A 15,159-nucleotide genomic window follows, 5' to 3' on the forward strand; every position below is an offset into this window, starting at 1 on the left:
CGCGATGAACCCTTTTTATGTCTGTTAGTTAACGATCAGTGTTAGAGCTAGCTGTAGCGTCATTAAGCGCTCAGTGCTTGCTCTAGGTCAGCCAAGATATCGTCAATGTGCTCGATACCTACTGATAGGCGAATCATCTCCGGTGATACACCGGCTTGTTTCTGTTCAGCTTCGCTTAGTTGACGGTGTGTCGTCGAAGCTGGGTGACAAGCGAGAGATTTCGCATCGCCAATGTTAACTAAGCGCTTGAAGATTTGCAGTGTATCATAGAAGCGAACACCGGCTTCATAACCGTCTTTTAAACCAAAAGATAGAATGGCCGATGGCTTACCTTGCATGTACTTTTCAGCGAGTGGATAGAATTCTGAATCAGGCAGGCCAGCGTAACTTACCCAACTGACTTTCTCGTGTTGCTTGAGGTATTCCGCTACTTTCAAGGCATTCTCTGTGTGTCGCTCCATGCGTAGCGACAACGTCTCCAAACCTTGCATCAACATGAAAGCATTCATTGGTGACAGTGCTGCACCTGTATTACGTAGGGAAACCGTTCTAGCTCGACCAATAAACGCAGCCTCACCAAAGGCCTCGGTATAAACCACGCCATGATAAGAAGGCTCTGGCTGATTAAACACAGGGAAGCGGTCCTTGTGCTGTGCCCATGGGAATTTACCTGAGTCGACAATCACGCCACCTAACGTTGTACCGTGACCACCCACGTATTTAGTTAGTGAGTGCACCACGATGTCAGCACCAAAATCGATAGGTTTACACAGTACAGGCGTCGCCACCGTGTTATCAACAATCACAGGTACACCTTGTGCGTGAGCAAGTTCAGCAACACGCTCTAAGTCGATAATATTACCTGCTGGGTTACCGATACTTTCGCAGTAAACCGCCTTGGTTTTTTCGTCAATCAGTGCCGCTAAGCTTTCTGGTTTATCGTCTTTAGCAAAACGAACTTCGATCCCTTGGTTTGGCAGCATATGAGCAAATAGGGTGTAAGTACCACCGTAAAGCTGAGGTGTTGAAACAATGTTGTCACCGATTTGCGCCAACGTCTGAATCGCATAGTTGATCGCAGCACTGCCCGCACTTACCACTAAGCCTGCGATACCTCCTTCTAAGGCGGCCATGCGTTTTTCTAACACATCATTGGTTGGGTTCATTATGCGAGTGTAGATATTGCCTGGCACCGCAAGGTTGAAGAGGTCGGCGCCGTGTTGTGCGTCATCGAATTCGTACGCGACGGTTTGGTAGATTGGAGTGGCAACCGATTTGGTTGTTGGATCAGTGTCGTAACCGAAGTGAATCGAGAGTGTTTCGTCTTTCATGAGTCTTCCCTGAACTATTGAGCGATTTATGTACTCTCATATTGCCGATTTTTTTATAAAAGAAAAGTATGTTTAGTCACAGAGAGGCAATTGGAATTGTGTGTGGGACGATTCGTTTTTGGTTCGGAAGTGCAGGGTGTGATTGGTACTGAATCAGAAAAGCAAAAAGCCAGAGCAGCGTGAACTGTTCTGGCTTTTCTAATTTGGTGGCCCCTCCCAGATTTGAACTGGGGACCGAACGATTATGAGTCGTGCGCTCTAACCACTGAGCTAAGGGGCCGTAGGGCATAGATTATAGGGGAAGCATTCAGTGGTGTCTAGACACTATAAGGGGCAATTCCGCTTACATCTTAGCCACTTAAATCATACGGATAAAAAAAAGGTGAGCCAACGCTCACCTTTTCTAATTTATGCTTAAAAGCTAACCACACTAAAGCGTGTGATTACTCGTCTAGGAAGCTACGCAGAGTTTCTGAGCGGCTTGGGTGACGAAGTTTACGCAGTGCTTTTGCTTCGATCTGACGGATACGTTCACGAGTTACGTCGAACTGCTTGCCCACTTCTTCAAGAGTGTGGTCAGTGTTCATGTCGATACCGAAACGCATACGCAGTACTTTAGCTTCACGAGGAGTTAGGCCAGCAAGAACGTCTTTAGTTGCACCGCGTAGGCTTGTTGCCGTTGCAGAGTCTAAAGGTAGTTCTAGCGTTGTATCCTCGATGAAATCACCTAGGTGCGAATCTTCGTCGTCACCGATTGGTGTCTCCATTGAGATTGGCTCTTTAGCGATTTTCAGTACTTTACGGATCTTGTCTTCAGGCATTTGCATGCGTTCAGCTAGCTCTTCCGGAAGTGGTTCACGACCCATCTCTTGTAGCATTTGACGAGAGATACGGTTTAGTTTGTTGATCGTTTCGATCATGTGAACCGGAATACGGATAGTACGAGCTTGGTCGGCAATCGAACGAGTGATTGCTTGACGGATCCACCAAGTAGCGTAAGTAGAGAACTTGTAACCACGACGGTATTCAAACTTATCTACGGCTTTCATCAGACCGATGTTACCTTCTTGGATTAGATCCAGGAATTGTAGACCACGGTTTGTGTACTTCTTAGCAATCGAGATTACTAGACGTAAGTTCGCTTCAACCATCTCTTTCTTCGCACGACGAGCTTTCGCTTCACCGATGGACATACGACGGCTGATATCTTTGATGCTTTGAACAGTAAGAGACGTTTCACGTTCGATCATATCCAGTTTTTGGATAGAGCGACGGATGTCGTGCTCGTTACGTTTGATCTTTTCTGCGTATGGCTTGTCTGAAGCAAGAACTTCATCCAACCATGCTTCGCTAGATTCGTTGCCAGTAAATAGAGCAATGAAAGATTTCTTCGGCATTTTGCCGTACTCAACCGTTTGACGCATGATTAGGCGTTCTTGAGTACGTACGCGATCCATAGAGTTACGCAGTTCGTTTACTAGGTAATCAAACTGTTTTGGTGTTAGACGGAACTCTTTGAATACGTCTTGCATCATTGTTGTTGCAAGCATTGCTTTCGGGCTTTCATGGCCGTACTCGTTGATCGCTAGCTGACGGTTCTGGTAGCTAGTACGAAGCGCTGTGAACTTCTCAAGAGCAAGCTCAGGATCGATACCTGTATCTTCTTCTTCCTCTTCCTCGTCGTCTTCAGCGTCTTCTTTGTCTTCGTCTTCCAGATCAGTTTCAGCAAGTTCTGAACCGATGTGAGTCGCCGTTGGCGCAGCTGTGCCATCGTCGTCAGGGTCAACAAAGCCATTGATTAGGTCTGTTAAGCGAATCTCTTCTGCTTGTACGCGGTCAAACTGTTCCAAGATGTATGGAATAGTGCCTGGGTACTCAGCAACCGATAGTTGAACTGTATTGATACCATCTTCAATACGTTTCGCAATGTCGATTTCGCCTTCACGAGTCAGTAGTTCAACCGTACCCATTTCACGCATGTACATACGAACTGGGTCAGTAGTACGGCCAATCTCGCTTTCTACGCTTGAAAGCGCAGCAGCTGCAGCTTCGGCTGCATCTTCATCTATATTGGCATCGTCATCATTAAGTGCTAGATCATCAGCATCAGGTGCAGTTTCAACTACCTTGATACCCATGTCGTTGATCATTTGAATGATGTCTTCTACCTGTTCAGAATCCACGATTTCTGCAGGTAGGTGGTCGTTTACTTCGGCGTAGGTCAGATAGCCTTGTTCCTTGCCTTTAATAACAAGTAATTTTAGCTGTGACTGCGGATTTTGATCCATAGATGATATCCAACTTCAGGTCTGGTGAAGGACGTTGCATTCTCAAATGCAAACCAATTATGTTAACAAATTTATTAAATGCTGACTAATCAAACAGGGTTACGCTTTTAGATCTAGCATTAAAGCTAGTAGCTCCCTTTTTTCTTCGGCTGATAAACCGACGCTTCTTGCTTTGGCCTGCAGGTTTTCAATTTGTTTTTCAACGCACTGGGCAAGTATATTGTCCAATGAGTCTAAAAATATGTCTTCTTGATTGTCTTCGTCGAGGGGGATTTCCCAGCTCGCGAGACGAGACAGAAGAGCCTCATGTTTATTGTGTCGCCAATGCTCTAATAATTGGCCTGTGTTGATATGGGGATGCGCATGGCATTTATCAAGTACTTCGACGAATAAACTTAGTCCAGGCAGCTGTAAGCCTTTGACACTTGATAAATCCGGTACCATATCAGCATAGCTCGGATTTTGGATAAGCAAAGCGATAACTTCACGCATTGGAGTGCGTTTCAGCTCTTTATGCGGTTGAGGTATCGGGTTCTGTGTATGAACACGCGCACGTCGCAATTGGTTATCAAATCCAGTTCGCTCATCGAGCAATTTTTCGAGCAACTCTTGGAAGTAACTGTCAGGGATTTTGTTAATCAATGCGCTAGCGTGTGCGCGCAGTGCCGATTTCCCTTCGGTTGTTCCCAAGTTTAACTTGTGTATTTCAATCAGGTTATCGAACAAATAGGTCGAAAGCGGCGTCGCATTGTGGACCAGTTGTTCAAAAGCGGCTTTGCCATGCTCTCTAATATAGCTGTCTGGGTCTTCACCGTCGGGCAAGAACAGAAACTTGAGTGTGTTACCGGTTTTCAGGTACTCAAGGGCATTTTCTAGTGCGCGCCACGCGGCTTCTTTACCTGCTCGGTCACCATCGTAACAACAAACCACTGTGCTGGTTTGGCGGAACAGCATTTGAACGTGGTCACCGGTTGTCGATGTGCCCAGTGATGCTACTGAGTAATCAACACCATATTGCGCTAATGCCACGACATCCATGTAACCTTCAACCACAAGTATTTGCGGCGGTTCACGGTAGGCTTGCAGCACTTCATAAAGGCCGTAAAGCTCTTTACCTTTATGGAAGATAGGCGTTTCTGGTGAGTTGAGATATTTTGGAGTACCGTCTTCTAATACACGACCACCAAAACCAATCACACGGCCACGACGATCGCGAATCGGGAACATTACGCGTCCACGGAATCGGTCGTATCGGTTACCTTTATCGTTCTCAATTAACATGCCGCCAGTTACGAGCATGTCTTGGGCTTCTTTCTGTTGGCCAAAGTTCTTACGAACTAAGTCCCACTCATCGGCCACATAACCAATGCCAAACTTCTGGACGATCTCGCCCGAAAGGCCACGATTCTTTAGGTAATCAATCGCAGGTTTGTTGGCTGATATTTTCAGTTGAGAGCGGTAAAAATTACTGATGCCGCCCATCAAATCGTAGAGGTTACGTTTTTGTTCGCTGTTGGCTCTTGGTGCTGTTGATATCTCGCCGCTACGTTGCTCTCTAGGAACATCGAGGCCTAAGAAAGAGGCAAGCTCTTCAATGGCTTCAACAAAATCGAGACGTTCGAACTCCATAATGAAGTCGATAGCATTACCGTGTACGCCACAACCAAAGCAGTGATAAAACTGTTTTTCTTGGCTTACGCTAAAAGAAGGGGTCTTTTCGTTGTGGAATGGGCAACAAGCACCATAGTTTTTGCCTTTTTTCTTAAGTTTCACGCGTGCGTCCACTATGTCGACAATGTCGAGACGCGCTAGGAGATCATCAATGAAACTACGCGGGATGTGTCCTGCCATAAAACCTTAGAAAAATGCACTAACTGAGAGTGTGGATAATAATAGTTTGAATAGGTTACAGATACAAACAAGCCGTGCGTTCCGAAGGATTGCACGGCTTGTTGCAATTTGATTTGGGATTAAGCGAGTTTAGAACGAACTAAACCACTAACTTTACCCATATCTGCACGCCCTTGAATTTGTGGTTTCAAGATAGCCATTACTTTACCCATGTCTTGCATGCCCGCTGGTTGAGCTTCGGCGATTGCGCTATCAAGTAGTGCAATAACTTCTTCATCACTTAGCGGTTGAGGCATAAAGCCTTCAAGTACCGTAATTTCTGCTTTTTCCACGTCAGCAAGATCTTGACGATTTGCTGATTCATATTGAGCAACAGAATCGCGACGTTGCTTAACCATTTTAACTAATACAGCAAGAATGTCGTCGTCGTTCAGAGTGATCCGTTCGTCAACTTCACGTTGCTTAATTGCTGAAAGAGCTAAGCGGATAGTGCCAAGGCGCGGTTTGTCCTTGGCTTTCATCGCTAATTTTTGCTCTTCTTTGAGTTGTTCAATAAGAGCCATAACTCAGTCCTTATGGATTAAGTTATTAGTACAGGCGAACGCGACGTGCGTTTTCGCGAGCTAGCTTCTTAGCGTGACGCTTTTGAGCTGCTGCTTTAGCGCGTTTGCGAACTGTAGTTGGCTTTTCGTAGTGCTCGCGACGGCGAACTTCAGAAAGGATACCTGCTTTTTCACAAGAGCGCTTGAAACGACGTAGTGCAACGTCGAACGGTTCGTTTTCACGTACTTTAACTATTGGCATATGCCTTTCACCTCAGGGGTTATTCATTATCGCTGGCTACTCAGTACCAAATCAGAGAAGTTACCCATCGAGCTAACTCTCTATTCGCGTTTGGCCATTAACCAGCTTGATCAAAAATGGTGCGGAATTTTAATCCGATCACAGTGGCTTTGTAAAGCACTTTGTCGATTATAGTCTGTACAATATTTGTTTGAAGAGCTTAGGCAGGGTAATATTGCGCTAATTTCCCATTTTAGACGAAAGCGTGCCGAGAAAATTATGCGCATTATTGGTATTGAAACCTCTTGTGATGAAACAGGAATCGCGATTTATGATGATGAGCAAGGGCTGCTTTCTCATCAATTATATAGCCAAGTAAAGCTGCACGCCGATTACGGTGGTGTGGTACCTGAGCTAGCTTCACGTGACCACGTGAAAAAAACAATTCCTCTTATTAAAGCGGCATTAGCTGAAGCGAACCTAACGTCGAAAGACATTGATGGTGTGGCTTACACGGCTGGCCCTGGTTTAGTGGGTGCACTGCTGGTTGGTGCAACGATTGGTCGCAGTATTGCTTATGCGTGGGGAGTGCCTGCAGTGCCTGTTCACCATATGGAAGGTCACCTTCTTGCGCCAATGCTAGAAGATAACCCACCACCATTCCCATTTGTGGCTCTGCTGGTTTCTGGCGGCCATACCATGATGGTAGAAGTGAAAGGTATTGGTGAATACCGAATCCTTGGTGAATCGATTGATGATGCAGCGGGTGAAGCGTTTGATAAAACCGCGAAACTGATGGGCTTAGATTACCCTGGTGGTCCACTGTTATCTCGTTTGGCGGAAAAAGGCACTCCGGGTCGTTTTAAGTTCCCGCGTCCAATGACCGATCGTCCGGGTCTAGATATGAGCTTTTCTGGTTTGAAGACGTTCGCAGCGAATACCATTCGCGATAACGATAATGATGACCAAACTCGCGCTGATATCGCTTATGCATTCCAAGAAGCTGTTTGTGCAACCTTAGTAATCAAGTGTAAGCGAGCCTTGGTTGAAACGGGCATGAAACGTATAGTGATTGCTGGCGGTGTAAGTGCCAACAAACAACTGCGTGTTGAGCTTGAAGCTCTTGCTAAGAAAGTCGGTGGTGAGGTGTACTACCCACGCACAGAATTCTGTACAGATAATGGTGCGATGATCGCTTATGCGGGCATGCAGCGCCTAAAGAATGGCGAAACGGCTGATTTGTCTGTTCATGCCACACCGCGTTGGCCTATTGACCAGCTAGAGCCAATTGCGTAATTGACTATAGTGTTTCGATAAACGGTCGCCTTGTGCGGCCGTTTTTATATCCTAGCTTACCGACTGTATGTCGATAAATAATTGCTGATAGAGATTAGGGAAGAAAATGAACAAGTTCACAGTAGACAATCAATCGATGGCGTACCTAGATGAAGGTCAAGGCCCTGTTGTTGTACTCGGCCACAGTTATCTTTGGGATAGTGCAATGTGGAAGCCACAGATCGAAGCGTTAAAAACTCAGTATCGCTGTATTGTTCCAGAGCTTTGGTCTCATGGTGAATCTCAAGCAGCACCCACTTCGATGCGTAACTTGAAAGATTACGCTCAGCACGTTTTGGCTCTGCTTGATCATTTAGAGATCGAAGAATTCTCAGTGGTTGGCTTATCGGTTGGCGGTATGTGGGGAACGGAGCTTGCCGAATTAGCACCTGCGCGAATTCAGTCATTGGTATTAATGGATACCTTTGTGGGTTTAGAGCCAGAAGTTGCGCACGCAAAGTACTTCAGCATGTTAGACACCATCACTCAAACTAAGATGCTTCCTCAACCAATTGTTGAAGCGGTTGTTCCACTGTTCTTTGCTAATGATGCTCAAACCAACACGCCAGCTTTAGTTGAAGGTTTTACTCAGCAGTTATCAGCTCTTGAGGGCGACAACGCTGAAGAAGTGGCACAAATTGGTCGAATGGTGTTTGGACGTCGCGATATGATTGAATCGGTAGAGAACTTTGCTTTGCCTGTTTTGATTGCTGTAGGACAAGAAGATAAACCACGTCCGGTTCTTGAGTCATACCTAATGCACGATTGCATTACGGGCAGTGAATTAGTGGTGATTCCTGGCGCAGGTCATATTAGCTCGTTAGAGCAACCAGAGTTTGTGAACACAATGCTGAAGACGTTTTTAGATAAACATCTGCTGTAAGTTCTTAAATACTGAATAGTGTTGTTCGACTTATACTTACGTCGGTTTAAACGCATCTCGGTTTAAAAATAGTTCGGCTTAGACGTGACAGTTTAAGCCGATTTTTTTTGTCCGAGTTTTGGTTCACTGCCATCGAGTAGGCGGCGGATATTCTGGTGGTGACGTAACACGATCAAACAGCACAGCATGGCTACTGGCAATGTGTATTGAGGTTTGACTAACCAAGCGTAGAAAGGGGCAAGTAGCACAGTAACCAGTGCCGCTAAAGAAGAGTAACGAAACAAAAACGCCACCACTAACCAAGTCGCCATGATCATTCCGGTTAGATCGAACCCTATTGGGGCGATAGCGCCGAGTGCGGTTGCCACGCCTTTACCACCTTTGAAGTGGAAGAAGATTGGATACATATGGCCAAGACACGCCGCAATTGCGACAACCCCTAAAATAATTGGGTCGATCTTGAGGTAGTAGCCAAGCCAGACAGGGATAGTGCCTTTCAGCATGTCACATAGGAGGACGGCAGCAGCTGCGCCTTTACCGCCAACACGCAGTACATTGGTGGCGCCCGGGTTATTGGAGCCTACCGTTCTTGGATCGGGAAGTCTTAAGACTCGGCATATCAAGACCGCACTAGAGATTGAACCTAGCAAATAGGCTGCAATGATCATGATTAGTGCCAATGGGGTCATGTCTTTCCTTAAACGGTTATAAGCCTAACGATGGGAAAATAATGCTCAATCCAAGAGTAATTGATATCATATCTCGAATTACGCAAATAATACGTTTTTTTCCCCTATATGGGTATCCGACCTCTAAAAGGACAAGTCATGGCACTGGATAAAGTTTTCATTGAACAGCTAGAAGTAATTACAACGATCGGTGTTTACGATTGGGAACAAGAGATTAAACAAAAACTTGTGCTTGATATTGAAATGGCTCATGACAACCGCCCAGCGGGTAAGAGTGATGATGTGGTTGATGCTTTGGATTACTCGACAGTGAGTACAGCCGTGCTTGACCACATTGCGAATGGCCGATTCCTATTGGTTGAACGTGTGGCTGAAGAAGTTGCTGAATTGATCATGACTCAATTCTCTGTGCCGTGGATTAAAATCCGATTGGCTAAACCTGGCGCAGTGCCACAAGCAAAAGCCGTTGGTGTGATCATCGAACGAGGTCAAGCATGACAGTAGCCTATGTTGGTGTTGGCACGAACATAGACCGCGACAAGCATGCAAGGGTGGCATGGACAGAGCTTCAATCGTTAGGGACTAATCTTAAATGCTCTAAAATCTATCACTGTGAGCCCGTGGGTTTTAATAGCCATCCGTTTTATAACTTTGTGATAGAGCTCGACACGTCACTCTCATTGACTGAATTTTCACAGCAGCTGCGTAAAATTGAGTTTAAATGGGGTCGCTCTCAAGATGCGCACAAACTACAAGATCGAAAACTCGATCTTGATATTGTGCTGTTTGGAGAGGAGGTTTCTGAGCGTGAGCCAGAATTACCACGCAGTGATATCTACAAATATCCTTTTGTAACACAACCGCTTTATGATCTTTGTCCTGCGCGAGTGATCCCGCAAGACGGAAGAACCGTCAGTGAAATATGGCAGAAGATGCAGCAATTAGACTCGCTCTCTGTCGTAGATATAAAACTATAATTTTTAAGGTAAGTAATGAGTTATTTTGAAGCGTTTATATTGGCGTTGGTGCAAGGCTTTACAGAGTTTTTACCTATTTCCAGTTCTGCACACCTAATCCTTCCTTCTGCTGTTTTAGGCTGGGAAGATCAAGGTTTGGCCTTTGATGTCGCTGTCCACGTTGGTACTTTGGCAGCTGTTGTTATCTATTTCCGTAAAGAAGTGGTCTCTCTGTTGAGCGCATTCTTTGGTTCAGTGTTTAAAGGCGATCGTAGTAAAGAAGCGAAGTTAGCGTGGATGATCATTCTCGCGACGATTCCTGCGTGTATCTTTGGCTTGTTGATGAAAGATATTGTTGAGCTTTACTTACGCAGTGCGTGGGTGATCGCGACGACAACGATTATCTTTGGTCTATTGCTATGGTGGGTGGACAAGAACTCAAGCCTGCGCGATGACGAATACCAAGCGGGTTGGAAAAAGGCGCTGTTTATTGGTCTTGCTCAAGCAATGGCGATCATTCCGGGCACGTCTCGTTCTGGCGCAACCATTACCGCGGCGCTTTACCTTGGTTTCACACGTGAAGCAGCGGCTCGATTCTCTTTCTTGATGTCTATCCCAATCATCACTCTGGCTGGTGGTTATTTAGGTCTTAAGTTGGTGACTAGCGGTGACCCAATCCATGTTGGCACTTTGCTAACGGGCGTTGCGGTGTCTTTCATCAGTGCTTACATCTGTATCCACTTCTTCTTGAAGCTTATCTCTCGTATGGGCATGACACCGTTCGTTATCTACCGCCTGATTTTAGGTTGTGGTCTGTTTGCTTTCTTAATGATGCAGTAACACTCGACTTACGTAGACAAATGTTTCGTCCTACAGATTGAAACGGAAAAACCCGCCTAGTCGCGGGTTTTTTAATGCGGTTTAATTAGAACGGTGACGATTAACTGCTAGCGAGCTCTGATAGGGCGTTTTCAATTGCGATGGCTCTACGCTTCTCTTGTTCTTCTCGAATATATTTGCCTTGAAAACCATCGGCAATGATCGCTTTGACTTCAACTTGAAGCGCCGCTTGGTAAGCCACTTCAAAACGCGCTTTTTGAGGGTAAGGTTGATCTTCCAACCCTTTACGGCCTGCGTGGTCGGCTTGGCAGCAAAGCAAGATGTCGTTAAGGCGGTCTGGTTTACGCCAAACATCGAACTTGTTGAGAACCTTAAGGAAAGTTGTCGACTTAAGCTCGCCAGCACGATGAATGTTTGAGTGTTGCTCACACACTAATAGTGCGAGATCTCTGAATTCATTGGGCACTCTCACTCGCTCACACAGTTTCTTGATTATCTTAACACCTGTGTGGCAGTGCATTTTATGGCTTGGCCATTCAGCTTGTGGTGTGACGCCTTTACCTAAGTCATGCACTTGAGCTGCAAACCGTACCGGTAGCGATGGACTTAATAGTGCAGCTTGCTGAGCAACCATCAGGGTGTGAATACCCGTGTCGATTTCAGGGTGCCATTTTTCAGGTTGCGGGACGCCAAATAGAGCGTCAACCTCAGGTAATACAACTGCCAATGCACCACACTCTTTCAATACAGAGAGGAACACTTCAGGGTGCGGCGTACTAAGAGACTTATGCCACTCTTGCCAAACTCGTTCTGCAGTGAGGTGTGCCAGCTCACCGGATTGGACGATCTCACTCATCATATCCATGGTTTCCGGTGCAACCGTGAAGTTAAGATGGTGAAGCTTGGCGGCGAAGCGAGCCACACGCAGTACACGAAGAGGGTCTTCAACAAAAGCGTCTGAAACGTGTCTTAAGATACGATCCGAGAGATCTTTCTGGCCATGATAAGGATCGTGAAGTTGGCCTTTATCATCTTGAGCTATAGCGTTGATGGTCAGATCTCGACGCATCAGGTCTTCTTCCAAACTCACGTCTGGCGCGAAGTAACATTCGAAGCCTGTGTAACCAGAGCCTGATTTTCTCTCAGTGCGAGCCAGTGCGTGCTCTTCTTTGGTTTTTGGGTGCAAGAATACCGGGAAATCTTTTCCCACAGCAGTAAAGCCAAGGTTTTCCATCTCTTGAGGGGTACTCCCTACCACGACCCAATCTCTATCATAACTATCAATATTGAGCAGCTTATCGCGCACTGCTCCACCGACTAGATAGCGTTGTAGCCCGTTGTCTTTTGGTAGGCTATCGTATATTTGCAACTTATCACCTCGAAATGTTTTATCACTGCTGGACTTTACTGCAAGCAATGGTACTTTCCATTAATCGTAATTATAGGGCAGCACATGTATAAGGAATATTTTGGCTTCGTTGAGATGCCATTTTCGATTGTACCAAATTCTCGCTACTTGTTTTTAAGTCAGCGCCATCAAGAAGCGATGCAGAACCTACAAGCCGGTTTAGGCGAGGGTGGGGGCTTTGCGATGCTTACTGGTGAAGTCGGTACAGGAAAAACAACGGTCGCCAAAGCGATGTTGTCATCACTCGATAATCAGACTCAAGCTGGCCTTATACTTAACCCTACGTTTTCCAATACGGATTTACTGGAAGCTATCTGTGATGAGTTTGAGGTCGAGTACCCGGAACAAGCATCGTTGAAACAGCTGAGTCAGGCCATTCATCACTTCCTGCTCGATAGTCATGCTGAAGGTATTCAAACCTTATTGGTAATTGATGAAGCCCAACATCTCGCAGCTGATGTGCTGGAGCAGCTGCGCCTTCTGACCAATTTAGAAACCGACAGTCGCAAGCTGTTAAAAGTACTGTTGGTCGGCCAACCTGAATTACAACAGCACTTACAAACCACGCAGCTACGTCAGCTAGCACAGCGCATTACTGGTCGTTATCACTTACTGCCTCTTAATACCGAAGAAACGGGCAAGTACATCGCGTTTCGTTTGGAGACGGCGGGTGGCGAGCAGATGTTGTTTTCGAACCGTTCTATCAAGCTGATTGCTCAATATACGCATGGTATTCCAAGGCTCATTAACTTGGTGTGTGATAAAGCACTGCAGTTGGCTTTTCATGACGGTGAGCAGCTACCGAGCAATGAAACGGTTAACCGAGCGTGTCAGCAGGTTATGTCCTTTCAGGCCGATGTGTATCACGTCGAGAAAGCTCTAACTTCTCGTGTCGCGCCTAAGTTATTCCAATACGCAGGGATTGCGACGTTAAGCGTTGGTCTTGCAATAGCGACCTTTAACTTCGCTCCAAGCTATATCAATGCTTGGTTGCCTACGGATGCATCAAATGGAGCAAAGACGGAAGTGTTAGCACGTACTCAGCGTTCTTTGGTATCAGATGTTCCTAAGTTGGTTGCTGAGCCAAAACCTGCCAAGTTTGAATTGCCACAACACATTCAACAACATTTGATGCAGGGGACCAATCGTTCTCTCGCTATCAAAGACTTGTATACGCTGTGGGGATATCAATCTTCACTGCGTGATGGATTGTGCTTAAGTGAGCCACAAAGTGTTTTTGTGTGTGAGCAGCAGCAGGCCAGTTTGGATACCTTGTTAGAACTTGGTGTTCCTGTGGTACTTAATCTCGACATAGACCAAAAACCAGTGTTTGCTGTGCTGTATGGCGTGTCTAAGGATTCTGTCGAGTTGCTGGTTAATGAAAAGCTGTTGGTGATGCCGAAGCAATCCTTAGAGCAAATCTGGCAAGGCGATTACGTCGCTATTTGGAAGCAGCCGCTGCGAGAGACCCTTAAAGAGGGCTATCAAGGTGAAGCGGTTGCTTTGCTTGATCTACTGCTTTCTGAAGTATTAGGAGAGGTTGTTTCCGGTAGTGATGTATTTGATTATGAGTTAAAAATGAAAATCGAAGCATTTCAAACGTGGCAAGGTATGTCTGTTGATGGCATTGCAGGTAAGCGCACCTTAGCAAGATTGCAGAGATTAGCTCAACTCGATTCGCCTAAGCTGATGTCACTAGAAGGGGGCGAAAGCTAATGTCACGTATTATGCACGAACTTAAACAGCCGTCTCACAAGCCATCTTCTATTAATCAGCACTCTCTTAGCAAACCAAGCTTCAAAGGCTACCAGAATCATCATGTTCCTAATTCTGCAAAAGGGATGAGCAACAAGCGAGGTTCATCGTTAGCGATGGGGCTACTCTTAATCTTGGTTCCTTCTTTGTTGGTGGGTGGCATCTTGGCTTATCAATCGTATATCCAACAACAAGAAGCCGTGAACCAAGCTGCCAATGTCGCTCTGCCAGAATTTAAAACTGAATCAGACATTGAGCCTGAAATTGCGGATGCTGATATAGCAAGCATGGATGCCGTGTCTGAGGAAGAAGATGCCTTGTTCACCGTTCGCCCTGCACCGGCGAGCCAACCGTTGAAAGCATTGCCACGCCAAGAGATGTATGCACAGATTGATTCTGGCGCTAATCGTGCAAACACCGCTGGTGGCTCAGCAGTGATCTTCGCTAATGCTGATAACAACACTCAAATGACAGCCAGTTCTGAATCGTCATCCGTTCAGCCAGGCGCGAGTGATGAAACGACTGCTCTGCAATCAAGCACTGATCAGCAATCAAATAGTGACTTACAATCGGACAGTGATCTGCTGCAAGGGCTAGACCTCAGTGAGTTGCCACCTGATTTGGCATTGAAGCTTGAATCCATTATGGGGGAGCAACAAAGCGCTCCTGAGCCGATGGATTCTAGACCCTCAGGGCAAAGGGGTTCTCAGGTCATTGAGTTGGAAACGCACACCAATAGCTTATCAGGCGTCCTTCCTAAGTTAGACCTACAAACCCATATGTACTCGAGCAGCGAAACCAAGCGTTGGGTAAAAGTGAACGGTCAAGAAGTGGCGCAAGGAGATTGGATTGGACAAGACATTCAATTGCTGGAGATTAAGCCACAATCGGTGATCATAGAGTTCAATCAGCAGAAGATAGAAATCCCAGCTCTGTACGAGTGGAAAGGCTAGCGAGCTCTAAAGGTATCTAGATAACAGACAAATAAAAAGGAGCACCGAGGTGCTCCTTTTTGATCTTCGTGTCCCGTCCTGAAATGT

The 15,159-nt window shown here is 46.0% G+C and carries 14 protein-coding genes and 1 tRNA gene; 7 read left to right on the forward strand and 8 right to left on the reverse strand.

The genetic code is table 11. The features are described from left to right. Window positions 1-62 precede the first annotated feature (62 nt). The 6 genes from AB4507_RS16610 to rpsU form a co-directional block, all read right to left on the reverse strand. Window positions 63-1,331, reverse strand: coding sequence for an O-acetylhomoserine aminocarboxypropyltransferase/cysteine synthase family protein (locus AB4507_RS16610; RefSeq protein WP_372182975.1), 1,269 nt, complete (start codon window positions 1,329-1,331; stop codon window positions 63-65). Window positions 1,332-1,535: 204 nt separating this feature from the next. Beyond that, window positions 1,536-1,611 (reverse strand) — tRNA-Ile (locus tag AB4507_RS16615). Between the two features lie 163 nt (window positions 1,612-1,774). Further along, entirely contained in the window at window positions 1,775-3,619 is a 1,845-nt protein-coding gene (rpoD, locus tag AB4507_RS16620; protein ID WP_048614894.1) for an RNA polymerase sigma factor RpoD, read from the reverse strand. Between the two features lie 99 nt (window positions 3,620-3,718). Continuing rightward, a complete protein-coding gene (gene dnaG / locus AB4507_RS16625) occupies window positions 3,719-5,470 on the reverse strand; it encodes a DNA primase (RefSeq protein ID WP_102428404.1) in 1,752 nt (583 codons plus the stop codon). A 119-nt stretch (window positions 5,471-5,589) separates the two neighbouring features. After that, complete coding sequence (locus AB4507_RS16630) at window positions 5,590-6,033, reverse strand: GatB/YqeY domain-containing protein (protein WP_017061409.1); 444 nt, start codon at window positions 6,031-6,033, stop codon at window positions 5,590-5,592. A 25-nt stretch (window positions 6,034-6,058) separates the two neighbouring features. Next, window positions 6,059-6,274: a 30S ribosomal protein S21 gene (gene rpsU, locus AB4507_RS16635; protein ID WP_004396009.1), complete on the reverse strand. Its 216-nt coding sequence runs from the start codon at window positions 6,272-6,274 to the stop codon at window positions 6,059-6,061. 258 nt (window positions 6,275-6,532) lie between these two features. On the opposite strand from rpsU, the gene tsaD reads away from it, so the two are divergent. Together tsaD and AB4507_RS16645 are read left to right on the forward strand one after the other, a co-directional pair. Further along, window positions 6,533-7,549, forward strand: a complete 1,017-nt coding sequence (gene tsaD, locus AB4507_RS16640) for a tRNA (adenosine(37)-N6)-threonylcarbamoyltransferase complex transferase subunit TsaD (RefSeq protein ID WP_017061410.1) — start codon at window positions 6,533-6,535, stop codon at window positions 7,547-7,549. A gap of 106 nt (window positions 7,550-7,655) precedes the next feature. After that, window positions 7,656-8,471, forward strand: a complete 816-nt coding sequence (locus AB4507_RS16645; RefSeq protein WP_372182976.1) for an alpha/beta fold hydrolase — start codon at window positions 7,656-7,658, stop codon at window positions 8,469-8,471. Window positions 8,472-8,563: 92 nt separating this feature from the next. Here AB4507_RS16645 and plsY read toward each other — a convergent pair whose 3' ends face one another. Beyond that, complete coding sequence (gene plsY / locus AB4507_RS16650) at window positions 8,564-9,160, reverse strand: glycerol-3-phosphate 1-O-acyltransferase PlsY (RefSeq protein WP_009847793.1); 597 nt, start codon at window positions 9,158-9,160, stop codon at window positions 8,564-8,566. 138 nt (window positions 9,161-9,298) lie between these two features. On the opposite strand from plsY, the gene folB reads away from it, so the two are divergent. Genes folB through AB4507_RS16665 form a run of 3 tightly spaced genes read left to right on the forward strand, consistent with a single transcriptional unit; the run spans window position 9,299 to window position 10,956 of the window. Further along, window positions 9,299-9,658 (forward strand): dihydroneopterin aldolase, encoded by a 360-nt coding sequence (gene folB, locus AB4507_RS16655; RefSeq protein WP_004735969.1) that lies wholly within the window; start codon window positions 9,299-9,301, stop codon window positions 9,656-9,658. Next, complete coding sequence (gene folK / locus AB4507_RS16660; protein WP_017061413.1) at window positions 9,655-10,137, forward strand: 2-amino-4-hydroxy-6-hydroxymethyldihydropteridine diphosphokinase; 483 nt, start codon at window positions 9,655-9,657, stop codon at window positions 10,135-10,137. Before folB ends, folK begins: the two co-directional genes overlap by 4 nt. A gap of 15 nt (window positions 10,138-10,152) precedes the next feature. After that, on the forward strand, window positions 10,153-10,956 hold the full coding sequence (locus AB4507_RS16665; RefSeq protein ID WP_010434624.1) for an undecaprenyl-diphosphate phosphatase: 804 nt from the start codon (window positions 10,153-10,155) through the stop codon (window positions 10,954-10,956). Between the two features lie 100 nt (window positions 10,957-11,056). Here AB4507_RS16665 and AB4507_RS16670 read toward each other — a convergent pair whose 3' ends face one another. Then, entirely contained in the window at window positions 11,057-12,373 is a 1,317-nt protein-coding gene (locus AB4507_RS16670) for a multifunctional CCA addition/repair protein (protein WP_372182977.1), read from the reverse strand. A 36-nt stretch (window positions 12,374-12,409) separates the two neighbouring features. Here AB4507_RS16670 and AB4507_RS16675 point away from each other — a divergent pair, with 36 nt between their 5' ends. Both AB4507_RS16675 and AB4507_RS16680 read left to right on the forward strand, forming a co-directional pair. Beyond that, entirely contained in the window at window positions 12,410-14,080 is a 1,671-nt protein-coding gene (locus tag AB4507_RS16675) for an AAA family ATPase (protein ID WP_372182978.1), read from the forward strand. Further along, window positions 14,080-15,072, forward strand: coding sequence for a general secretion pathway protein GspB (locus AB4507_RS16680; protein ID WP_372182979.1), 993 nt, complete (start codon window positions 14,080-14,082; stop codon window positions 15,070-15,072). Before AB4507_RS16675 ends, AB4507_RS16680 begins: the two co-directional genes overlap by 1 nt. The last annotated feature ends 87 nt before the right edge of the window (window positions 15,073-15,159 follow it).

The organism is Vibrio sp. 10N.222.54.A3, assembly GCF_041474095.1.
GTDB classification, from domain to species: domain Bacteria; phylum Pseudomonadota; class Gammaproteobacteria; order Enterobacterales; family Vibrionaceae; genus Vibrio; species Vibrio crassostreae_C.